Origin of the sequence: Luteibacter sp. dw_328 (assembly GCF_018449605.1) — a bacterium.
Lineage (GTDB): Bacteria > Pseudomonadota > Gammaproteobacteria > Xanthomonadales > Rhodanobacteraceae > Luteibacter.
The window spans coordinates 496911-518698 of the sequence record NZ_JAAVUW010000002.1 but is presented as its reverse complement, the minus strand read 5'-3'; the positions used below and the strand labels follow the sequence as shown (position 1 = coordinate 518698).

At 61.4% G+C, this 21788-nt stretch carries 20 protein-coding genes; 6 read left to right on the top strand and 14 right to left on the bottom strand.

Annotation, left to right across the window (positions count from 1 at the left end; genetic code table 11):
• Positions 1–115 precede the first annotated feature (115 nt).
• Entirely contained in the window at positions 116–787 is a 672-nt protein-coding gene (locus HB634_RS07020; protein WP_213948078.1) for a carbonic anhydrase, read from the top strand.
• Positions 784–1662, top strand: coding sequence for a bestrophin family ion channel (locus HB634_RS07015; RefSeq protein ID WP_213948077.1), 879 nt, complete (start codon positions 784–786; stop codon positions 1660–1662). The genes HB634_RS07020 and HB634_RS07015 overlap by 4 nt, the downstream gene beginning before the upstream one ends.
• Before the next feature lie 115 nt (positions 1663–1777).
• Here HB634_RS07015 and HB634_RS07010 read toward each other — a convergent pair whose 3' ends face one another.
• Positions 1778–3577: a hypothetical protein gene (locus HB634_RS07010; protein WP_213948076.1), complete on the bottom strand. Its 1800-nt coding sequence runs from the start codon at positions 3575–3577 to the stop codon at positions 1778–1780.
• Between the two features lie 556 nt (positions 3578–4133).
• A complete protein-coding gene (locus HB634_RS07005; protein ID WP_213948075.1) occupies positions 4134–5258 on the bottom strand; it encodes an ABC-three component system protein in 1125 nt (374 codons plus the stop codon).
• 256 nt (positions 5259–5514) lie between these two features.
• Here HB634_RS07005 and HB634_RS07000 point away from each other — a divergent pair, with 256 nt between their 5' ends.
• A complete protein-coding gene (locus HB634_RS07000; RefSeq protein ID WP_213948185.1) occupies positions 5515–7908 on the top strand; it encodes a GH92 family glycosyl hydrolase in 2394 nt (797 codons plus the stop codon).
• Between the two features lie 102 nt (positions 7909–8010).
• Here the strand turns inward: HB634_RS07000 and HB634_RS06995 are convergent, their stop codons facing one another.
• Both HB634_RS06995 and HB634_RS06990 read right to left on the bottom strand, forming a co-directional pair.
• Positions 8011–10194, bottom strand: coding sequence for a copper-translocating P-type ATPase (locus HB634_RS06995; protein ID WP_213948074.1), 2184 nt, complete (start codon positions 10192–10194; stop codon positions 8011–8013).
• Positions 10191–10607: a heavy metal-responsive transcriptional regulator gene (locus HB634_RS06990; RefSeq protein ID WP_213948073.1), complete on the bottom strand. Its 417-nt coding sequence runs from the start codon at positions 10605–10607 to the stop codon at positions 10191–10193. Before HB634_RS06990 ends, HB634_RS06995 begins: the two co-directional genes overlap by 4 nt.
• A gap of 221 nt (positions 10608–10828) precedes the next feature.
• Here HB634_RS06990 and HB634_RS06985 point away from each other — a divergent pair, with 221 nt between their 5' ends.
• Positions 10829–11278, top strand: a complete 450-nt coding sequence (locus HB634_RS06985; protein ID WP_213948072.1) for a hypothetical protein — start codon at positions 10829–10831, stop codon at positions 11276–11278.
• Between the two features lie 86 nt (positions 11279–11364).
• Here the strand turns inward: HB634_RS06985 and HB634_RS06980 are convergent, their stop codons facing one another.
• Both HB634_RS06980 and HB634_RS06975 read right to left on the bottom strand, forming a co-directional pair.
• On the bottom strand, positions 11365–12012 hold the full coding sequence (locus tag HB634_RS06980; protein ID WP_213948071.1) for a class I SAM-dependent methyltransferase: 648 nt from the start codon (positions 12010–12012) through the stop codon (positions 11365–11367).
• Between the two features lie 97 nt (positions 12013–12109).
• Positions 12110–12844: an SDR family oxidoreductase gene (locus HB634_RS06975; RefSeq protein WP_213948070.1), complete on the bottom strand. Its 735-nt coding sequence runs from the start codon at positions 12842–12844 to the stop codon at positions 12110–12112.
• 112 nt (positions 12845–12956) lie between these two features.
• On the opposite strand from HB634_RS06975, the gene HB634_RS06970 reads away from it, so the two are divergent.
• The gene (locus HB634_RS06970) at positions 12957–13319 is read left to right on the top strand and encodes a helix-turn-helix domain-containing protein (RefSeq protein ID WP_213948069.1); all 363 of its coding nucleotides are present in this window, start codon (positions 12957–12959) and stop codon (positions 13317–13319) included.
• A 50-nt stretch (positions 13320–13369) separates the two neighbouring features.
• On the opposite strand, the gene HB634_RS06965 is transcribed toward HB634_RS06970, so the two are convergent.
• The 6 genes from HB634_RS06965 to HB634_RS06940 form a co-directional block, all read right to left on the bottom strand.
• Positions 13370–14263 carry a flavin reductase gene (locus tag HB634_RS06965; protein ID WP_345777472.1) on the bottom strand — a complete coding sequence of 298 codons (894 nt, stop codon included), beginning with the start codon at positions 14261–14263 and terminating at the stop codon, positions 13370–13372.
• A gap of 28 nt (positions 14264–14291) precedes the next feature.
• Entirely contained in the window at positions 14292–14921 is a 630-nt protein-coding gene (locus HB634_RS06960; protein ID WP_213948067.1) for a class I SAM-dependent methyltransferase, read from the bottom strand.
• Between the two features lie 86 nt (positions 14922–15007).
• Entirely contained in the window at positions 15008–16156 is a 1149-nt protein-coding gene (locus HB634_RS06955; RefSeq protein ID WP_213948066.1) for an acyltransferase, read from the bottom strand.
• A 141-nt stretch (positions 16157–16297) separates the two neighbouring features.
• A complete protein-coding gene (locus HB634_RS06950; protein WP_213948065.1) occupies positions 16298–17074 on the bottom strand; it encodes an alpha/beta hydrolase in 777 nt (258 codons plus the stop codon).
• Positions 17071–17820 carry an EAL domain-containing protein gene (locus tag HB634_RS06945; protein ID WP_255548415.1) on the bottom strand — a complete coding sequence of 250 codons (750 nt, stop codon included), beginning with the start codon at positions 17818–17820 and terminating at the stop codon, positions 17071–17073. Before HB634_RS06945 ends, HB634_RS06950 begins: the two co-directional genes overlap by 4 nt.
• Before the next feature lie 135 nt (positions 17821–17955).
• A complete protein-coding gene (locus tag HB634_RS06940; RefSeq protein WP_345777471.1) occupies positions 17956–18864 on the bottom strand; it encodes an alpha/beta hydrolase in 909 nt (302 codons plus the stop codon).
• On the opposite strand from HB634_RS06940, the gene sthA reads away from it, so the two are divergent.
• Positions 18854–20575, top strand: coding sequence for a Si-specific NAD(P)(+) transhydrogenase (gene sthA / locus HB634_RS06935; protein ID WP_255548414.1), 1722 nt, complete (start codon positions 18854–18856; stop codon positions 20573–20575). The two genes, HB634_RS06940 and sthA, sit on opposite strands and share 11 nt — an antisense overlap.
• On the opposite strand, the gene HB634_RS06930 is transcribed toward sthA, so the two are convergent.
• Both HB634_RS06930 and HB634_RS06925 read right to left on the bottom strand, forming a co-directional pair.
• Positions 20576–21157 (bottom strand): hypothetical protein, encoded by a 582-nt coding sequence (locus HB634_RS06930; protein ID WP_213948062.1) that lies wholly within the window; start codon positions 21155–21157, stop codon positions 20576–20578. It lies immediately after the preceding gene.
• A gap of 55 nt (positions 21158–21212) precedes the next feature.
• A complete protein-coding gene (locus tag HB634_RS06925) occupies positions 21213–21491 on the bottom strand; it encodes a hypothetical protein (RefSeq protein WP_213948061.1) in 279 nt (92 codons plus the stop codon).
• Positions 21492–21788 lie beyond the last annotated feature (297 nt).

The window sequence follows — 21788 nt, the reverse complement described above, 5'->3', positions numbered from 1 at the left end:
TCGTCGCCATCGGAGGGAGCCGGCGTTCCAGCCTGTCTACGTTCCATACCCCAGCGAATCCGCCCTACCCGCGTTTGTCATAAACTGTTCGCCTAGCTTTTCCAAGGCAACGAAAATGACCCAGGAAACCCCGCGCGACGACAGCCTCCTCGGCCTGCTCAAGGGCGTCGAGGACTTCAGCCACAAGGTTTTCCCCGAGCCGGAAAACCGCAAGCTGTTCAGCGAGCTGGCCGAAGGCCAGACCCCCCATACCCTCTTCATCACCTGCGCGGACTCCCGCGTGGTGCCGGAGATGATCACCCAGACCCAGCCGGGCGAGCTCTTCGTCTGCCGCAACATCGGCAATATCGTGCCGGGTTACGGCGAGATGCTCGGTGGCGTGTCCGCCGTCGTCGAGTACGCCGTGATGGTGCTCGGCGTGCAGCACGTCGTGGTCTGTGGCCATACCGATTGCGGCGCCATGAAGGGCCTGCTCAACCCGGACTCCACCAAGGACCTGCCCACGGTCGAAGCCTGGCTGCGCAATGCGCAGGCGGCCAAGAGCGCCGTGTTCGCGCGCAAGCTCGAGGGCGCCGATGCCATGCAGGCCGTGATCGAGGAGAACATCCGGCTGCAGCTGACCCATCTCCGATCCCACCCCGCCGTCGCGGCCGCGCTCGCCAACGATGCGATCAACCTGCTCGGCTGGGTCTACGACATCGGTGACGGCACGATCACCGTGCTCGACGAAACGGACAACACGTTCATTCCCCTGGCCGAAGCGATCAAACGCGAGCACCAGGCGTGATCCTTCCCGGCCGCGCGCATCTCGGCCACATCCTTCGGTATGTGGGCAAACCGCTGATCTGGCTGCTTGCGTGGGACGTGGCCGTGACCGCTTTCTGGTTCGTGATGCATCCAAGATGGACCGCGGAGTTTCCTGCCCTCCCCCTCACGCTGCTCGGCTCGGCCGTGGCCGTCTACCTGAGCTTCCGTAACACCACCGCCTATGCGCGTTGGTGGGAGGCGCGCACGCTGTGGGGCGCGATGGTCAACGCCTCGCGCACGCTTGCCCGCGAGGCCTTGACCATGCTGCCGGAGCGCGCCGGCGCGGTCGCCGTGGTGCATCGCCAGATCGCCTATGTGCATGCCTTGCGACAGCATCTGCGCAGGCAGGCACCGTGGGACGAACTATCGGCGCGCCTGCCCGCTGACGAAGTGGAAAGGCTGCGTGGCGTCACCAACGTGCCCAACGCGATCCACGCCCGCACCGGCACGTTGATCGCCGACGCAAAGCCCGATCCGATCCTGCTGACCGCACTCGCACGCACGCTCTCGGATATCTCCAACGCTCAGGGCGGCATGGAGCGGATCAAGAACACACCGCTGCCCCAGCAGTACGCCACCTACCCCGCCATCTTCACGCACGGCTTCTGCATCCTCCTGCCACTCGGCCTGGTCGAGACGCTAGGCCTGTACACGCCCCTGGGTTCCACGGTCGCCGGCTTCCTCTTCCTCGCGCTGCTGCAGATCGGCAACGACATGCAGAACCCCTTCGAGAACCTCGAAGACGACGTGCCGCTCACCACGCTCACCCGCGGCATCGAGATCGACCTGCGCGATGCACTCGGTGAGACGCATGGCCTCGAGCCGGGCAAGCCGGTCGAGGGCATCCTCTGGTGACGGACAAAGCTAAAGGATGCTGTTTCGAAATCTAAGATGGATTAAGCACGACAATGCTCTACATCTCGACAAGCACGAATGAAGGTTTTATTTCTGAAACGAGCAATTTGAGATCCTAGGGGATGAAGCCTGCGCGTTCCCCAGCTTTCGCGCTCTTTCCTGCAAACCATTCATAGTGGACCGCGTCGGCAACGCTCTGCGGCGGCTCTTTGTTCTCAATAATGATGAGTTGCGTCCCGGCCTTGATATTCTTTAACGAGGCCCAGAATGCCGCCTCGATGTCTACATTGATCGGCTCGTCCAAATCACCAAGCACTTTGGATTTCTTATAGCTTGTAAGTGGCGAATCGACAATAACAGGTCCGAGAAACGGCCTTCCATTCGCATGACAATACCGTAAAAGCCCCACAACGAACGCGGCATACAACACCGCACGCACCCCCTTCCCGTGGGACTGACGTCGTTGGCCGTCGACCAGAATATCGTACTCAGTTTCGTCAAACTCAACCCGTCCCACCCCTTCCCATCGCCATTCCTTGAGAACCGCCTCGACCTCAAGGCAGAAACTGCGAGTCGCCGAAGAGGAAATGCGTTCCCAATCACCTGACGAAGCGTTTCCTGGTTTTCTTAGTCGCTCGAGCTCGTCTCTTCGTGCACGAAGGTCTGAGACCTGTAGTTCCTCAAGACGGATTTTCTCAAGCCCAAGTCGACGCCCAACCAACAACTCCAACTTTGCTCCAGCGTCTTGCATCGCGGGCGCGACTGTTTCGTCGATCGTGGCGTCAATCTGATGAAGAGTTGCTTTGGATGTCGCGAGTTCACTCAGCCGGACTGACCGAAGCACCATCAGTGTCGCCGTCGTCTCAGCCAAATCTGCTTTATGGGCCAGTATCTTTGCCGCTTCTGCACTCGCGGCTTCGTAGACGCTCGAAGCTTCAGCCAAACCCGTGTGAACGTGCCCAGGTGTTATCACCTGGTCGCAAACTGGACAATTGACTTCCTGAAGTCCCTCGAAAAAATGGGAACCCTCAGCAATGAAGTCGAGTCGTGATAGGTCGGTACCATAGCGCTCGTCCAGCAGGCGGTACTGATTGAGCAACTCATCAATCGCCACGAGCTGAGAATCGGCGCGGCGACCGTCGTCAACGACCTTTGCCCGCCCTCCTTCGAGTGCCTTTCGCTCATCCGAATGCGAACTCATCGCGAGATAAACAGTCGAAATCTCTTCATCAATGGCCTCAACAGATTCTTCGAGCGGAACTCCGAGACGATCTTGCACTCTTCGCTCTAGCGGCTCAAGTAAGTCCGTTACAACGCTTATCTGGGCGGCCAACCTCGCGTCGACCACATCCTTCACCTCAGTGGAGACAACACCGCCGTCGTCTTTCCCGCTCAAGACGTACGCAAAACCTCGCTTCCGAGCTGTCTTGTCATAGCTTGCGCGGCCCAAGACCGGCGATTGCTCAGCAATTACCGAAATTTCGTCAACAAGGAAAAGTGGCAGCAACGTACGAACGGTCAAGCGGACGACGTCCCCACGATCATTTTTTCTGACCTTTGCCTCTTTTACTCCTGAAAACTCGAAAAGAATCTGAGTAACGTCTAACGCCTTACTCTTACCCGAACGCTTTGCCGCAACTTTCAAAGGAGCTTCAGTCCCGATCCGACTGAGCGACGATCTATAAGCCAGCAAATCACCACCGCTTAAGCTTCGTTCAAGCGTGATAAGTTTTCCTTCGTGGTTCTCGAACTCCACAAATAGTTGCGAGTAAGGGTCTACCTCCTTGAAACGCTTCTTCATCGCATCGGCGCCAAAGATGTAGTCAAGACAGTGAACCAGGTAGCTTTTTCCTGTATCTGACTCGCCCGCCAAAACATTCGCGCGATCTTCGAAGCGGACAGCGGCGTCGGCCACACCAACACCGCGAAGAGTAATTGACCTTATCTGCAACATCGCTAAAGCTCCAAATCCCTAATTGCGGCAATCCGGTCGAATTCGGCACCCCACCGTCCGACACTCGTCGCCATGAAGGTCGATAGCTCTGAATCGGCCATTGATCCGAATCGATCGATAATCCATCGAGAGCGCGCACGAAGATCGTGGGAGTACTGAGTATTCAGGAGCGCCAAGAATGCGGATGTAAGAGCATTAGAGCGATACAAGAATCCCGAAGGATCGAAGTCCTTTACAACAAGTTCACGGGACAACATTTGTAGCAATCCAAGTCTTAGAACGTCGCGCTTGACAAGCAACTCCGTGCCACGGAACGGAACCGATGGATGAATGCTTTTAGGACCACCTACGACGTCACCAGAGTGCACAAGAAGGTAGTCATACGAAACGAGGCGCTGTAGATCTGCAGAAGACCCGTTCGCACTGTCGAGGACGAAGAGCATGCGCAGTCCACATTCTAGCGGAGAGTTAAACAGGCGACGCTTGCCGGCGCTAGTTATGTCAGGAGTTATGGGCGTCACGGAATACACCAACTGACACCACGTTCATTAGCCAATTGGTGACACATTCCCTCGCGGTCGTTAGCAAGCACATGCGGGGCAAGCACGTGCCCTCCCAACTGAATTGCCTGTGCCGATAAGACCGTCGCAGCGAGGCGTTCAATGCCTGATAAGCCGGATTTGGTGTAGCTATAGAAGAGGCCGTTCTCGAACTCATTCAGAAGAGTCTCGAAGTAGCGTGCGTCAGCCATCCTATCGCTTGCAAGCTCCTTTAGATTCTCTGCACAGTAGAAAGTGATGCGGGATCGATCAAACAGACGAGAGTGCCCCTTATCATGCGCAAAGTCTGCGGAGCTAGAGACCGAGATTCCAAGCGCCTGCCCGATGGCCTCATACAAGCGATTCAAGTATCCATTTTCGCCTGGTGCGACTTGTGAAGGCGCCTTTGTCGGGACGGTGCGATCTATCAATGGCGCTCCGAAGACAATCAGGTGATACCTGGTCTTAGCATGCTCATTGATTAGATCAAGAGGCTGCTTAGCTCGGAAGATAGAAAAATCGAAGGCGTCAATGTGCGCTCGCAATTCATCCGTCAACGTGACGACGCCCTTAATAATCCTTGCTGAGCAGCGCTCGACCCAGTTTTCAAGAATGTAGGTCTTTAGCCTTGCAGGCTCATCAAGCAAGTCTTGCAAGTCGGATGTGACACCGAGATGGGTCACGAACCAATACCCGCTTGGCTTCGTGTAATGACCAGAAAATGTGTAGTACAAGACTTTCGCAATTTCGACGGCGGCCGCGCCCGCTCCGAGCCTCGCATCATAGTGCTTGCATTGATATAAGGACCAGCGACGCCCCGGCGTTTCTGGGGGTTCGAACCAAACGACTATGTCGCGACCTTTATCCCCCGCGCCACCCCGCTGCTGAACCTCGTAAACACCCGGAAGTTCCGAAGCCAGATACCCCGTCGCCCACTCTAAGGTAAAACGTTCGAAGTCCAGGGCGCTAAACTGTGCAAGGCGATCCAGCGGCTGAACAGGTAGCCCGACGCCCAACCCGAGAAGTCTCTCGTTAGCACTGGGCCAGCGCGTCGGCGACGGCAGGCTTTCAGCGCCACCGTGATTTCCCTTCTGCTCTGTCATAACATCTCCCTGTTCCACGCGCGAACGATATCCCGTTCCGCCTCCGGAGAAAACTGCTTCTCAAAGGCCCTCGCGTTTTTCGCGCCCAACCGATGCCGTATTTGACCCCGAATGGGCTCGTGCTCATCCGGCAGTGCCGCTCGCTGTGGGCTTGCATGGTGCGGCGCATCCATGACCGTTGGCACACGACCCGGGCCTCGAATCGGATTTCAATCGATATAAATACCGGTCCCACGGAGATCTGCCCTTGCGCGCGATGCACCCGTTCGTCCTTGCCGCCGCCCTGTTGCCCGCGGCCGTCGCCGCCGCCTCCGGTCCCGCCGCCCTCGTCAATCCGCTGATCGGCACCGCTAACGGCGGCAACGTGTTCCCGGGCGCCGTCGTGCCCTTCGGCATGCTGCAGTTCTCCCCGGAAGCCTCGCCGCTCCCCGGCAAGAAGTCGCCGATCGCCGCACCGGGTGGCTACGAATACCGCGCCGACGCGATCCGCGGTTTCAGCCTGACCAACGTCGAAGGCTGGGGTTGCGCCGGCGGCTCGGGCGACGTGCCGATCATGCCGGTCACCGAGGACGTGACCACGTCACCGTCGACGGACTTCCGCCACGCGTATGCGTCGAAGTTCTCGCACGCGAACGAGGTGGCCAAGGCGGGTCACTACCACGTGACCCTCGATAACGGCGTCACCACCGACCTCACGGCCGCCCTGCATTCGGGCGCGGCGCGCTTCGCCTTCCCTGCCGGCAAGCCAGTCAACGTGCTCGTGCGTGCTTCGGATTCCGAATCGGGCTCCGAGAATGCGACGGTCACCATCGACCCGGCCCATCAGCGCATCAGCGGCGACGTCACCAGCGGCAACTTCTGCGGCTACATCAACGAAGCGGATCGTCGCAGTTACTACACCGTCCACTACGTGATCGAATTCGACCAGCCCTTCGCCACCACGGGCACCTGGCAGGACACTACGGTCACCAAGGGCGGCAAACAGGCGCAGGGCGGCACGGGGTACGGCGAGAAAGGTTTTCCGGATACCGGCAAGGGTTCGGGTGCGTGGGTCGGCTTCGCGAAGGGTACGAGCGCCGTCAACGTGCGCGTCGGCATCTCGTATGTGAGTACCGCGAACGCGCAGGCCAACCTCGACGCGGAAAACCCGAAGGGAACGACGTTTGAAGCGCTGCGTGACAAGGCGGTCGACGCCTGGAACGCGCGCCTCTCGCATATCGACATCGAAGGCGGCACGCCGGACCAGCGCACCGTGTTCTACACCGCGCTCTATCACTCACTGATGACCCCCAACGTGTTCAGTGACGTTAACGGCGAGTACACCGGTTTCGACAACAAGGTGCACAAGGTCGCCGGCACCCAGAAGGCGCAGTACGCAAACTTCTCCGGTTGGGACGTCTATCGCTCCCAGCTGCCGATGGTCGCCTGGCTCGAGCCGAAGATAGCGAGCGACATCGCGCAGAGCCTCTACAACCAGGCCCAACAGAACAACGGCGTGTGGGACCGCTGGACGCACAACAACGGCGGCACGCATGTCATGAACGGCGATCCCGCCGCAGCAGCAGTCGCCGGCATCTACGCCTTCGGTGGACGCGACTTCGACGCGAAGGGCGCCCTCGCCTCGCTCGTCCACGCCGCCGACAACCCGACCGCCCTCGACCTGTCGCACGAAGGCTGCGAAGTCGAATGCGTTGGCCAGCGCCCCGGTCTCGATGCGTGGCTCAAGCTGCACTACATTCCCGTCGGTGCACCCGCGTGGGGGCCGGCAGCCGATACGCTGGAAACCGTCGCGGCCGAGTTCGGCATCAGCTCACTGGCGGCGCGCCTCGGTGACACGGCCACCTCACAGCGTTTCCTAGGCCGCGCGCAGTACTGGCGCAACCTGTTCGACCCCAAGGCCACGCCCGAAGGCGGCTACATCCGCAATCGCAATGCGGACGGCGCCTGGGCGCTGATCAAGGACGACGACAAGGAAGCCCCGCATGCCTTCACACCGTCGACCGAAGACGGCTTTGTCGAAGGCAGCGCGGCGCAGTACGTGTGGATGGTGCCGTTCAACGTCGGCGGTCTGTTCGATGCCATGGGCGGACGCGAGAAGGCGCGCAAGCGACTCGACGCATTCTTCTATCAGCCCGATGGCACGTTCGCCGTCACCAAGTCCGGCCCGCTGCATGCGGAGCTCGACAACGAACCGTCCATCGGCACGCCCTGGCTCTACAACTTCGCCGGCCAGCCATGGAAGACGCAGGAACTCGTGCGTCGCGTACTCGATACGATCTGGGTGAACGCACCGAACGGCATCCCGGGCAATGACGATCTTGGCGAGATGTCGTCGTGGTACGTCTTCGCCGCACTAGGCGTGTATCCGTCCATTCCGGGTCGTGCGGAGATGGTCGTGGGCAGCCCGCTGTTTACGAAGACCACCGTGCATCGACCGGATGGCGATGTCGTGATCGAAGCCCCGAACGCTGGCATGGGCAAGCCGTATGTCACGGCGATGAAGGTCGACGGTAAGGTAAGCACGAAATCGTGGCTGCCCGAGTCCTTCGCGCTCAAGGGCGGCAAGCTGGAGTTCGAGTTGTCGGATAAGCCGAACAAGGCCTGGGCAACGAAAGCGGCAGACGCCCCGCCCTCGTTCGACAAGAAGTAATCGCTCATGCTGTTGTAGGAGCCGATTCATCGGCGATTGGGTGCTTGCCGCGAGCACCCATTCGCCGATGAATCGGCTCCTACAGAAGGCCAGAGACCTGCTTTAGATGGTGACGCGCCGCAGGCGCAGCGCGTTCCCAACTACCGACACCGAACTCAGACTCATCGCCACCGCCGCAATCATCGGCGACAGGGTGATGCCGAACACCGGGTACAACGCCCCCGCCGCCAACGGCACGCCCACGGCGTTATAGACGAACGCGAAGAACAGGTTCTGCCTGATGTTCTTCACCGTCGCCTCGGACAGCGTACGGGCACGCGCAATACCCGCAAGATCGCCCTTCAACAGGGTGACCGAGGCATTCTGTATGGCGATGTCACTGCCGTTACCCATGCCGATACCGATGTCCGCCGCCGCCAGCGCCGGTGCATCGTTCACGCCATCACCGGCCATGGCGACCTTTGCGCCACCCGCCTTCAACGCGTTGACGACGTTCGACTTGTCCTCGGGCGAGGCACTCGCGTGCACCTCGTCGATCGGCAGCGATGAGGCCACGGCCTTCGCCGTCGCTTCGTTGTCGCCCGTCAGCATGACCAGCCTCACACCCGCCGCGTGCAGGGCATCCAGCGCCGGCTTCGTCGAGGGCTTCACCGCGTCAGCCAAGGCCAGCACCGCAGCGAGACGGCCGTCGATCGCCATGTACATCGCGGTGGCACCCTTCGAGCGAGCCTTGTCAGCGACATCGCGGCCCGCGGCAATGTCGACGCGCTCGTCCTCCATGAGATCCGCGTTACCCAGCGCAATATCGTGCCCATCGACACGACCGCTGACGCCGCGACCGACGACCGCCTGGAAACCGGTGATCGTCGGGATGACCAACCGCTCGGCTTCCGCCGCAGACACGATGGCTGAGGCGAGCGGATGCTCGCTCGGCTGCTCGACCGAGGCGGCCAGCGCCAGTACCTCGGCGCGCTCCCGACCGAAGACACGAAGCTCCACAAGCGTCGGCTTGCCCTCGGTAAGCGTGCCGGTCTTGTCGAAGACCAGCGTATCGACCTCGCGAAGCGTCTCGATCGCAGAGGCATCCCGGAACAGCACGCCCGCCTGCGCACCGCGACCACTGGCGACCATGATCGACATCGGCGTCGCCAGGCCCAGCGCGCAGGGGCAAGCAATGATGAGTACCGAAACGGCGGCGACCAGTGCATGCGCAAACGCAGGCGTCGGCCCCGTCGTCCACCACACGGCGAAGGCGAGCAGCGCCACGACGACGACGGCCGGCACGAACCACGCCGCGACACGATCGGCCACGCGCTGCAGTGGCGCGCGGGAACGCTGCGCCTCGGCCACTAGCGTGACGATGCGCGAGAGCACGGTGTCCTGGCCAACGTGATCGACACGCACTACCAGGGCGCCATGCTGGTTCTGCGTCCCGCCGGTGACCTTGTCGTGTATCTTCTTCGCCACGGGCACAGGTTCGCCGGTCAGCATCGATTCGTCGATATAGCTTTCGCCATCCATCACGGTGCCGTCTGCTGGCACTTTCTCGCCCGGACGTACACGCACGTGATCGCCAACGCGGAGCGATTCCAGCGAGGCGTCCTCCTCGGCGCCGTCCTTGCCGATACGCCGTGCCGTCTTCGGCACCAGACCCAGTAGGCCTCTCAAGGCCTCGCCTGTCTGGCGACGTGCGCGCAGTTCGAGGAAATCGCCAAGCGTCACCAGCGTGACAATCACCGCCGCCGATTCGAAATAGACGGCTATCTGACCATGCATGTCACGCATCGCAGGCGGAAACAGCGACGGCAACGCAAAGGCGACGACGCTGTACAACCACGCCACGCCGGTACCCAATGCGATCAACGTGTACATGTTGGGCGACCAGGGCAGCAGCGAGCGCCAGCCGCGTGCGAAGAACGGCGCACCGCCCCACAGCACCACGACCGTTGCCAACAACGCTTCTACCCAGGCAAGACCTGTCGCCCATGGCGCGTGCCACATGCGCCCGGTGATGTGCGGCACCATGGCGATCAGGAACACGGGCACCGTCAACGCGACAAGAGCGCCCAGACGGCGGCCCAGCGAGCGGACTTCGCCGTCATCGTCGTCGAGCGACGGCATGGCAGGTTCGAGGGCCATGCCGCACTTCGGGCAGGACCCGGGGCCTTCCTGACGGACTTCGGGATGCATCGGGCAGGTGTAGATCGTCCCTGATGGCATGGGCGCAAGATCGATCACGGTCGCGGCCTCGGCAGCCGCGTCGTGTGAGCAACAGGCGTGAGTCATGCCTTGGGCTCCGCCAGCGCTTTCAGGATCGGGCAGTCTTCCGGCGCGCCGTGACCTGGGCAGGCATCGACCAGGTCCGAGAGGCCGTCGCGGACGCGCTGCAGTTCCGCAATTCGCTCATCGATGGCGAGCAACCTGGCGGCGGCCCGCTCACGCACGCCCTCTACCCCGCCATGCCGGTCGGCAGAGAGGGCCAACAGTTCCCGAATCTCATCGAGCGTGAAACCGAGATCCTTGGCCCGCCGGATGAAGCGCAGGCGCGACACCGTAGCCTGGTCGTACTCGCGGTAACCCGAGGGCCGCCGCCGCGGGGCGGGCAACAGCCCTTCCCGCTCGTAGAACCGGATCGTATCGATGGCGACGCCGGCGGACTGCGCGATGCGGCCGATGGTGAGGGAGGCTTGAGTGTTCATGGGACCAAGTCTAGACCCTTGATCTAGGTCTAGAGTCAAGCCGCCCTCTTAATGCGTGAAGTCACCTTTTTTGGACCAGCAGTGGATGAGCCGAATACGTGTAGGGCCTTTCCGATAATCGTGTAGGGGGACAGCGCTCGGTTGCCATCCCTACGCCTGGCAACCCGCATGCGCGCTAGCGTCGATGAGCCTGATCCGAGGCATTCAAAGAAAGGAAGACAATGAATCGCACCCGTTACATGCTTGTCGCATTGCTCCTGGTCTGCTTCGGCGCCCTGCCCGGGGTCTCGATGGCATTGCCCCAGTTCGCTCGCGCCGTCATTTACTTCGATGCGAACGACAACATCATCGGAAACTCCAATCTCTACTGCAACAACGTCAACGAGCACGCGGGCACGGTGGATTACGGCAATGGCAACCGCGTCGAATTCGAGTTCGGTTGCGGCGATCCGATCGTCTCCTGTGACGCGCTGGGCCTGTGCTCGACGGTCGGTCACAATACCGTGGTCACGCCCGTCTACTTCCATTCCGCGACGGGCCGCACCATCGACAACTACTGTCTGGATACGACGTACCCCGGGGGCCCGTTCTTCAACAAGAAGAGCTGCGCGCTTCGAGCGCCTTCGGAGCTTTCCGGTTTAGGCGGCTATACGCCGGGCCTCGGTTTCTAGCCGCGGTCGCGACTTAAAAGAACGCCGGCTGCAAGCCGGCGTTTTTTTGTCTTCCAAAGAATCAAGTAGCCATCCCTGGGCCAGAGTTAACGCTGCCCGACATGGGGCTTCACGAATCGATAGACGAAGCGATCGGTCTCGCCTTTGATCGAGGGGTCGAAAACCTTGACCGCGTGCGGATCGTCCTCGTTTGCGAGCATGGTGCTTTCCTCGTCCAGTACGAAGCCAGCCGCCTCCACCTCGTCGCGCACGGATGCCGCGTCGATCCGATGCAGCGACTGGGTGTCGCTCGTGCCCGCCCCTGAGGCGGCGGCGTGATCGACGATGACGTAGAACCCGCCGGGCTTCAGCCGCTCGTAAACGGCTCGGTTGAACTCGGCCGCCGTCGCGCCCCTCTTCTGCATCAGCGCGGTGTGAAGGTCGTGGTAGAACAAGTGCAGCCACAGGACATCCGCTGCTTGCGTGGCTTCCGGCATCGCGACGAGATCCGCTGAGACGGCTTCGACGTTCGCCCGGCCCGGCTCCTTCGCGAGCGTTCGCATGAGGTCGACCTGATCGGCCTTTAAGTCGACGATTTCGGTTGGCACGAAGCTGTAGACCCGTCCTTCGGGTCCCACGACTTCGGAGAAGATACGGGTCCAGTCGCCGTCGCCTGGGTAAACGTCGATGACGGTGGAGCCCACCTCTACGCGTGCGAACCGGATCAGCTCGGATTGCTTGGATTGGTCGTACATCAGGATCTCCGTCGGTAGCCCATTCAGAGCGCTCGAGTGTGCCGGGCCACATGCGAGCTTCTGATGATGAAAAGGAGTGCCCGGCCGGACTAGCTCGTCAGAGTTGCGCCAGGCCGCCGTCGACGGCGACTTCGCTGGCGGTCATGAAGCTACTGTCCGACGATGCGAGAAAGGCAGCCGCGGCCCCGATCTCCGACGGATCGGCCATGCGCTGGAGCGGAGTCATTGAGGCGTAGACCTTCTGGCCTTCCTCGCCCAGCGCTTCCTTCGCAAGGTCGGTCGCCGTCGCTCCGGGCGACAGCACGTTTACCCGGATGCCGGTGCCCTTCAGGTCTTCCGCCCAGGTCCGCGCGAGGTTGCGCACCGCCGCCTTGCTAGCGCTGTACGCGCTCATTCCCGGTGCGCCCGTGGTGCCTGCGCTGGATCCGGTCAGGATGATCGAACCGCCCTTGCCCATCAGTGGCAGCGCCTTCTGCACGGTGAAGATCGTGCCCTTCACGTTGGTGTCGAAGGTTTCGTCAAGGTGTTCGGCAGTGATCTTGCCGAGCGCAAGCTGGCTTCCCGCGCCGGCGTTGGCAAAGACGATGTCGAGGGTTCCGCGCTCGGCCTTCACCGCCGCGTAGAGTCGATCGAGGTCGGCCTCATCCGAGACCGAGCCCTTCACTGCGCGGGCATTTGGTCCGAGGGCGGCCACGGCGGCGTCGAGCGCTTCCTGCCGACGACCGAAGATGAAGACGAAGGCGCCCTCTTCGATGAAGCGCTTTGCTGCGGCGCGGCCGATACCGGTAGCGCCGCCCGTGATGACGGCGGTCTTTCCATTCAGTCTGGTCATAGCGTGCATCCTTCTTTGAAGTTCCGTGAAAGCAGGCGTTTGCTTGCTTGAGAAACAAAGATGCAGGCCTGATAACCTAACGACAAGTATGCACTTTTAGGTAAGTACCAAAATGACGACGCCTCCTGAAATCTGCGATAGCGGTTGCGGGCTAAACGCCACACTCCGCATCCTCTCGGGCAAGTGGAAACCGCTAGCCCTGTTTTTCCTGCGCGATGGTCCGAAGCGCTACGGCGAGCTCAAGCGCTTGATTCAGGGCGTCAGCGACAAGGTGCTGATCCAGCAGTTGAAGGATCTGGAGGCCGACCAGGTGCTGGTGCGGACCGACTACAAGGAGGTGCCTCCGCGCGTGGACTACGCGCTGACCCCGCTCGGTCGCAGCCTGGCGGAGGCGATCGTCCCGCTGTGCACTTGGGGGACAGAGAACGCTACGGAAATGGCAAGTATCTTCGCCAAGCGCGATGCTTTGCCCTAGAGGCTGTTGCAGAACCAGCGAGCCACAGGCGCGAGTGAGATTGCGATCAATCAAACCTCGTCGAACGGCACGTGTCGCCGGCGCCGGTGATCCTGGTAAAAACCGGCCGTATGGTGAAGTTGCGCTACTTGCACGCCTGCCTCGTCGGAAACGACGCGGCAGATGAAGAACGTATGCAGGCCGATTTCCTGGCTATGCACGATGGTCAATTCCTGCACACGCAGCGCCTCGGCCACGGCCGGGATGCCGAACTCCCGCGACGACCGAACAGGAAACGACAACGCGCTCCAGTCCGTGAGTGCGTTCTTGTGATGCGCGCTGAACTGGTAGACCACCTGCTTCATCGTCGCGGGCACATGGCACAGGGCGACCCGGCGCGCTTCACGCAGGATCGGTACGGAAACGTTGGTCGAGCGCAGCGCGAGCGAAAAGTATCCGCTGCGCTCGAGCGGCCCGATCAGATCCATCGGGAATAGGTTCTGGTGTTCGTCCGTATTCACGGCGACCAGCACCACCGGCTTCGGGCACAGGTAGGCGACCATCAACTGCTGGACCGCGACAGGATCCGTGTTCAGGCCATTCGACGATCGATGCTTCAGCATCAGGCGGTTCTGAAGCCACGCATTCCATGTACGTCGCGGCCAGCTGAGACAGTAGTGTTCGCCGGATGCGACGCGATAAAGGGCGAGCGATGGTGCCTCGATCTCCAGAGGGTCCCTCACCAGATGAAGAACACCCAGGAGTCGGCTGGTCTTGTTGTCACGATATTCGAGGACAGCATGCTGGCCCGCATCGACACTCGTCGCGATCACCAGCGGATTGAGCGATGCCACGGTATGGTCGACCGTGACATCAGCCGACGAGCCCTCCCATCGCAAGGTCGCGGTGACCGCATGCTGCGGCGGAGCGAGCGCAATCGTCGACCACTGCGGTAGCGGTCGCACCAGGGGCCTTATCCAGTCCTTCCACATCTCAAAGCCGCCGGAACAGCAGGAACATATAGAGCTTGGTGGCCAATCCGAGACCCCGCGGGTCCAGACGCTCGAGCCGGAAGTGAGGAGCGGCGGCACGCGCTACCGCACTCGGGGTGAAACGATGGATACGGCTTTCACTGGGGATGCCGTAGCTACCATCCCGGATCAGGTTAAGTAGGTTCGCCCGCCACCAGGAATAGCGCGCATCGCCCAGGTAGAAAGGATTCAGCATGCTGGCCAGGACGAAGCCGCCCGGTTGGACCACGCTCGCGAGGTCCCCGAAAAGCGCCGCCTGGTCGGGAATGTGATTAAGGACCGCGAAGTTCGCCGTGACCCCGTGGACCTTGCAGGTGAGGGGCAACGACACATTAGTCACGGTATCGCGGGCGATTTCGTCCTGGCAGTGCTGCGCCAGGTAGCCCTTCATGGCATCGGACGGCTCGTAAACGAACGTCCGATGCCCATGAGCGGCGAATACCTTTGCATCGATACCGGTTCCGGCGCCGAAATCCAGCACGTCCGCTCCCTTGGGAAGCAGGTCCAGCGCTAGAGTCTGGAACCGCTCGCGTACCTGCCGGTCGCGTGGGGAGGTCTGAATGACCGCATGGTATTGCTCCCCGGTATGCATAACCCCCGCTTCTCCATCGATAAACACGTGGGTGCCGGCGGCGGCATGGAAAGTTGCGAGGGTGGGGCTACGCTTGCATGACAACCTTAGCTCACCGGCACCGAAGCGACATGCGACCGCGGGTGAACGTCGGCTTCCAGCGAATGAGATGAAACGCCCCGACCCAGGATGCGCTGCCCGAGAACCCTCAGCAACGGCTTCTCCAGGAAATGGTAGCTGAGCAAACCAAAGCCCAGGCCGATGGCGACCATCACAGCAGTAAGCCCGGTCGAACTTACTACGCCCACCCAGCCAAGGCGTGCGAACGCTTCCGCCACGGCATAGAACACCACGGCGTGCCACAAGTAGATCGAGAACGACGCGTCGCCGAGGTATTGCAGCGCGCGCGGCATGATCCATCGTTGGCGAATTTCCAGCAGGACGATGCCGTAAATGAAGATCGCTGCCGGTATCCCCAGACCGAGCACGTGGACGGCAAACGAGCGGGAAATCGCCACCAGCCTCCCCCAGTGGAGCTCATTCATGACGAACAGGCTGGGCCTCAGGAACAGCGTGCCGATGGCCATCCAGATGAAGGCACCCACCAGTAGCGCGCCATGGAATCGTCGGAAGCCGCGGTCGACGAGCATGGCTACGGCGATGCCAAGCAGGAACTCCAGCACGATGGGGGAGAACACGAAGTCTAGTGGCTTGACCCAGGGAACCCACCAGCCCAGCAGGGTTGCACCACCCACCATGGTGAACCAGATCGCTACGCCAACCATGGCCCGATTCGCGAGCAGGAGCAGGCTCAGGGCGACCACCGCGTAAAAATAGACCTCAAAGGTCAGTGTCCAGGCGACGTGGACAGGGACATTCGGCACGTTGCCGAAGAGCGCAAGCAACGGGAACAGCGGCCCGGGTGCAGGCGCCGTGGGCGCTGCCCAGGCCATGACCAGCCACGACGTGCCGAAGACGATCCAATAGAGCGGGTAGATGCGAATGAACCGCTTCATCGCGAACGCGTAGACCGCGGGCCCCTTCCCCACGATATCCATGCTGGCGATCGACCGCTGCATCACGTGATAAATGATGAAGCCCGAGATCACGAAAAAGATATCGACGCCCGCTCCTCCGACGAAGGCGAACTGTTTGGCCCAGTGCGTGCGCATGGGCGCCATGTTCTCGAAGATATGGCTCGAGACAACCATCAGCGCAGCGATCGCGCGCATGCCCTGGATATTGCGGTAACTCATGCCGGGTGATGCCTGTCGATGGTCGAAAGCCGGCGCAAGGTGCACCGGCTTTCGGCCAATCTAAGCGCTCAGGGAAGCCCCGGTCAATGAACTCGCCATGACATCGAACCATCTGATAAATAGCGGTATTTCGTTGCAACCTCAAGGGCCCGAACAGGCACTCACGTTACGGCTCTTTGTCTCTCGGTCGACGTCGGTAAAGACTTTGGAAGCCAACGGCGTCCAGGACGTCCACTCGTGGATGCCGGGCCCGGTGACGACATGCGTCGGCGGAATGGCTGGCGTCAACAGCGGCATGTTCGGCGCAAATTTATCCCTGTCGCCGTACGCCAGCCATACGCGCGGGTCTCCGCCAGGACGACTCGACCAGACTTTTGCACGGCGCCAGATCTGCGACTGCCAATTATCCGGCCCTGGCGTCGCGGCGGGCGGCGCTTGCCAATGGTTCAACCCACCGGCGTTGCGCACGTCATCGAGCACGCGACGATCTCCCAGGAAGGGTGCAAGCAGCACGATCCCGTCGACATCACATGGAAAGGTCGAGTCGTAAAGGAGGGCTCCCATGCCACCCAGCGACGCGCCGACCATCCACACCTGTCGGTAGCCCTTCTCACGCGCCGCCCGCACCATGTCGTGCAGATCGAGCATCGCTCGACCATCCTTGTAGTAGCCGATCGTCATTTCGATCAGAGCCACGTCTGCGTCCGGCCATGCCTCACGGATGGCCCGCCCGATCCCTCCCGCCTCCAGTGACTGAAGGTTGTCGGCTATGCCGGGAAGCACCAGGACCATGCGTTGCGCTGCCTCTGGAGCCCTCACGAGACGTACCGCCGGGGGACGTGACGTGTCGCGCACGGGATAGCATGCGGTGAGCGCCAGTGCGACCGCGACCATGGCTATGCAACCGAGACGCTTCATCGGGCAGGAAAGCCGGGAACGGTGGCTTTACCGATGACGGGCCTGGCGAACAGAAAACCCTGCTGCAGTACGATCCCAATGTCCAATAACGCCGACGACTCCTCGGCAGTCTCCACTCCCTCACCAATCACGCGCACGCCAAGGTCATCGCATAACTGGCTTACGTGCCGCACGATGCGTTGACGCACCTTGTCCGTATCGATCGAGCGGATAAGGCCAATATCCAGTTTCAGCAGGTCAGGCTGGAAATCCGCCAGCAGGTTCAGCCCCGCGTAGCCGGCGCCAAAGTCATCGATGGCCGTGAGAAATCCGTGCGCTCGGTACGTCATGAGGATGGAGAGCAGGTGGCGATGGTCGATGACGGCTTCGTGTTCGGTAACCTCGAAAATGATGCGCGACAGCGGCCAGTTCAACCGCTGCGCCGCAGCCAGCGTCGTCCGCAGGCAATGCTCGGGGTTGTAGACGGCGTTGGGAAGAAAATTGATAGAGACCATGGCGGGCAGCTGAGCCTCGACGGCACACTCCAGGGCCCTGACCCTGCACTTCTGGTCGAAGGCATATTGGTTGTTCGCATCGACAGATGAGAGGACATCCGCCGCGGATGCGCCGTCTGCTCCACGAACCAGTGCCTCGTGGGCGAACACCTTTCGCTCGACGGCGTCCACGATGGGTTGAAACGCCATCGTGATGGCTCCGGCGAAGCCTTCGCCATTTCGACATGCACCGCACGAGTCCCGCTCACCCATTGCACCCTCCAAAGCTTGACGAGTCACTCAACGTCCATGCCCAGGCAGCCAGCCTGGGACCATGGAGCGGTCTGGGCCCTATCATGCCGCCTTTGCCATGGGGCGGCGTGATGAGCGCCTCGACGTTTCGCCTCGTTACTTTTTATCTTGCGCCAGTGGCAGAACCTTCTCGCGTAGCACCCTGTACTCAGCGTCCACGACTTCCTGGTTCGGATCGTGCCCTGAATGCTCAAGCAGCACGAAGCCCTTCGCCGGTGCCTTGATGCTCTCGTAATACCGGCGGGCCAGCTCCGGCGGTGCCAGGAGGTCATGCGCACCTTCGACAAAGAACACCGGAATGGTGAAGTCCAACCCCAGCTTCGGCAGATCCACCTGCGACAGCATGCCGTCGCCGTGCATCCCGACGAAATTCATGAATGAGTAGTCTTCGCCAGCTTCGTAGTCCGCTTCGGCTTTTGCCGTTGTATACGGCGGTGCGCGGTGCCAGCTCTCGGGCGGCGGCAACGTGACCTTGGCTTCGTACTTGCGAATGACCCGGCGTACCTTGCCGAAGCTGCGCGGGTCGGTCCATGGCGGTGATCCGACCTGCTCGAGAACGGCAAGGGAGTCCTTGTCGTTCGCGCTGGTGGCGAGCGCCAGGAGCTTCCTGTAGCTCGCTGCCTGGGCTTCCACGGAGTTGACGACTTGCGACGTCCCCACGTACGCGTAGAACAACTCGGGATGCGCCTTGACCATGTAAACGGCGAGGATCGAGCCCCAGGAGCTGCCCCACAAGATGACCTTCCGCTTGCCATACTTCCTGGCCAGATAGGCGGCAAGTTCATTGCCATCCTGCGCCATCCTTTCGATCGTCAGTTTCTCGTCCGGTGCCGGCGGGCTCCGGCCATAGGTCATGCCCGATCCGCGCTGGTCCCACTGGACGACGATGAAGTCGCGTTCGCCCGCGCTATAGATGCTGTCGGAAAGGCCGCTGAGGGGATTGCCGGGTCCGCCGCTGATGAAGAGAAGGACAGGGTTGGCGTAGCTGTCTCCCTTGGCCGTCACCCACTGCTCGATGCCTCCGATGGTGACAAAGCCCGAATCGTCGACCTTGGCCGCTGCATCTCGTGTCGGAGCCCGTGCAGGCGCATCCGCAGAAACCGAGAGGGGCACCCATAGAACAGCTGCCAGCCCAAGAGCCAGCGCGATGCATCTCGTCACAATCCATTCCCCCTGTAGTGGCGAATACGCCATCTCGCAGGAATATAGCGTGTCTGATAGCCCGCACACAGCAGGCCGGAACCTGCCCGCGTATGATCGACGGAACTCCTTCTATGCACCGGTGACGACGCCAGTGGAAACCTTCGATGTAGTGGTGATTGGGGCCGGTCCTGCCGGCATCAGCGGCGCGGTAGCTGCCGGATTCATGGGCGCGCGTACGCTCCTGATCGAGAGGGAGACGCAGGTCGGCGGTGCGGGCATCAACACGGGCACGATCCCGAGCAAGACCTTGCGCGAAACCGCCCTGGCGCTTTCGGGCATCCGCTCCCGCCGCCTCTATGGTGTCGACCTGTCGCTTCGGCGCGAAGCCACGATCGCGGATTTCACGCACCATCGCGATAACGTGATGCTGGGCGAGCACAGGCGCGTCGGTCACCGCCTGGATGGCCTGGCCGTCCAGCGACGCGTCGGATCGGGGGCCTTCGTCGATGCGAATACGGTATGCGTGACAGGCCCGGGGAATGAGACCGAACGGGTGCGCGGCGACATCATCCTCATTGCCACAGGGTCCTCGCCGTTTCGACCTGCCGAATTTCCCTTCGAACATCCCCACGTGCACGACTCCGACGAGATCCTCAACATCGAGTCGGTTCCGCACGTGCTGGTGATCGTCGGTGCCGGCGTCATCGGCTGCGAGTACGCCTCGACATTCTGCGCGCTCGGCACCACCGTGCATCTCGTCGACGGTCGCTCATCACTGCTTCCCTTCATTGACGCCGAAATCTCGAGCGCCCTCACGACGGCACTGACAGCGCTGGGTGTACACCTGCACCTGGGCGAACGCGTCGCGCAATGCGTCACCCATGACGATGGCAAGGTCGAGGTGATACTGGCATCGGGTGAGTCACTGGCCTGCGACGATGTACTGGTCTGTTCCGGGCGAACCAGCAATACCGAACGATTGAACCTGGGCGCCGCAGGCATTGTCCCTGGTAAGCGTGGCCTGATCGATGTCGACGAGAACTTCCGCACCTCGGTGCCCCATATCTATGCCGCAGGCGATGTGATCGGCGCGCCGGCCCTCGCCTCTACGGGTATGGAGCAGGCCCGAGCCGCCATGAACCGGGCCCTGGGATCGGACCTCAAACGCGATGTCGCCTCGTTACTGCCCACGGGCATTTATACGATTCCCGAGATCGGCTCCATTGGCGCGACGGAAGAATCGCTTCGCGCAGCGGGCGTCGACTACATCGTGGGCCGCTGGCGGGCCGCCGACACCGCACGAGGATGCATCCTCGGCGATGACCACGGCATGCTCAAACTGCTGTTCCGGCGTGACGACATGAAGCTTCTCGGCGCGCATGTCATTGGCGAGCATGCTACCGAGACCGTGCACATCGGCATGATCGCGATGTTGCTCGATGCCGGAGCAGACCTTTTCAACAAAGCCTGCTTCAACTTTCCCACGCTCGGCGACCTTTACAAGTATGCGACCTACGATGCGCTGATCCAGGAGCGGGCATCCAGGGAAGCTTCGGCGCGGCCGGCGAAATAGCTAGCTTTCGCGACGCTTCCGAGAGTTTGAAATCGCTACCGGCACACTGGTCTTGAACGGCGTGCGCGTGTCGGCAGCGTCACCCTTCGTCGCCAATTCTCCGGTTACAACGATTTTCCCGTCTTGAAAGAGAAAATTTTCAGCGCCGTCATAGACGAAGACGGTGTGGGCACCCTTCAGGTCCGACACTTTCACTATGTCATTCGTCTGCATATGACCGCTAGCTTGGTTTAGCGTCGCTATGCTGATCAATGTTTGCGACAGTACCGGTACGGCATTCGTGTCGGACTGGACGAGGGCATAGATAGAGTCCCCGGCTGCTACGCAGTGCGACGCACGATTCTGGTACCAACCTGGACGCACAGGAATCGGTGTAATCCAGCGTATCTTGTGTGATGCAGATTCTTCCAGATACACATAGGCGCGTTCATCCGAGCTCTCTCCTTTATTTACTGCCGCACCAACAGCGGTTATAGCTGGACGCGACGAGCATTGAAGGATCGGGCGCTCGAATTCGGTAACCCGGGATGTTGCTCCGATGCCAACATTGCCAGCGACGGAAGTTCTTCGAGCCGTGGCCATACCGGCTAGCCCAACAGCCGCGTCCACGCAGCCGCACCACTCTTCGCCGCCAAAGTCATCTGTTCACCCCCGTCTCCCAACACATCCGCGCATGCGCCTGCGCCGTGCACTGCACCCCCATATGCGTCAAGGCACCGATCGCCTCCATGGCATGCGCCACCCGTTGGCAATCGACGGTGTCGGCTTCATGGATGAAGTCGGCAAGTAGCCGCGTGAGGCTACGAGCGTACTGAAGCCACTCGGTCGCCTCATTCATCAGGTCGTGGGACGTGGCTTCCGGATCGATGTGATAGTGGAACCCCGGATGGGTGGTGTGGGCTTTCGTTTTAGCCATGACGCTCTCCTTGCCTACCGCCCTCCCCCTCATCCAGGTGCGGCACGCTACGCATCGCGCAACGTGCCGCGGATCAAACGGATGCGCGGGTTCATCGGCTGCCCGTGTCCGGACGCCGTGCGGCTTGAGTTGACGAAGTGTGTTGCAGAGGCAGCCGCGCCCGTTCTCGGGTCCACACGGCGACGCGCCGTGCTGCTCGGCCGAGAAAAAACTCAGATTTACGGCTGCCGCCGCGGTTCTTCAACCGTGTCTGCGTGGACTGCAGAGCGCCCGGTGACCGATGGGAATGTCGCCGAG

Excerpts from the sequence above, each read along its gene's own strand:
- HB634_RS06945 (WP_255548415.1), bottom strand. The coding sequence starts at position 17,820 with ATGGGTGAGCGGGACTCGTGCGGTGCATGTCGAAATGGCGAAGGCTTC.
- HB634_RS06960 (WP_213948067.1), bottom strand. The coding sequence starts at position 14,921 with ATGCATACCGGGGAGCAATACCATGCGGTCATTCAGACCTCCCCACGC.
- HB634_RS07020 (WP_213948078.1), top strand. The coding sequence starts at position 116 with ATGACCCAGGAAACCCCGCGCGACGACAGCCTCCTCGGCCTGCTCAAG.
- HB634_RS06970 (WP_213948069.1), top strand. The coding sequence starts at position 12,957 with ATGACGACGCCTCCTGAAATCTGCGATAGCGGTTGCGGGCTAAACGCC.
- HB634_RS07005 (WP_213948075.1), bottom strand. The coding sequence starts at position 5,258 with ATGACAGAGCAGAAGGGAAATCACGGTGGCGCTGAAAGCCTGCCGTCG.
- HB634_RS06955 (WP_213948066.1), bottom strand. The coding sequence starts at position 16,156 with ATGAGTTACCGCAATATCCAGGGCATGCGCGCGATCGCTGCGCTGATG.
- HB634_RS06925 (WP_213948061.1), bottom strand. The coding sequence starts at position 21,491 with ATGGCTAAAACGAAAGCCCACACCACCCATCCGGGGTTCCACTATCAC.
- HB634_RS06990 (WP_213948073.1), bottom strand. The coding sequence starts at position 10,607 with ATGAACACTCAAGCCTCCCTCACCATCGGCCGCATCGCGCAGTCCGCC.
- HB634_RS06950 (WP_213948065.1), bottom strand. The coding sequence starts at position 17,074 with ATGAAGCGTCTCGGTTGCATAGCCATGGTCGCGGTCGCACTGGCGCTC.
- HB634_RS07000 (WP_213948185.1), top strand. The coding sequence starts at position 5,515 with ATGCACCCGTTCGTCCTTGCCGCCGCCCTGTTGCCCGCGGCCGTCGCC.
- HB634_RS06975 (WP_213948070.1), bottom strand. The coding sequence starts at position 12,844 with ATGACCAGACTGAATGGAAAGACCGCCGTCATCACGGGCGGCGCTACC.
- HB634_RS06985 (WP_213948072.1), top strand. The coding sequence starts at position 10,829 with ATGAATCGCACCCGTTACATGCTTGTCGCATTGCTCCTGGTCTGCTTC.
- HB634_RS06930 (WP_213948062.1), bottom strand. The coding sequence starts at position 21,157 with ATGGCCACGGCTCGAAGAACTTCCGTCGCTGGCAATGTTGGCATCGGA.
- HB634_RS06980 (WP_213948071.1), bottom strand. The coding sequence starts at position 12,012 with ATGTACGACCAATCCAAGCAATCCGAGCTGATCCGGTTCGCACGCGTA.
- HB634_RS06995 (WP_213948074.1), bottom strand. The coding sequence starts at position 10,194 with ATGACTCACGCCTGTTGCTCACACGACGCGGCTGCCGAGGCCGCGACC.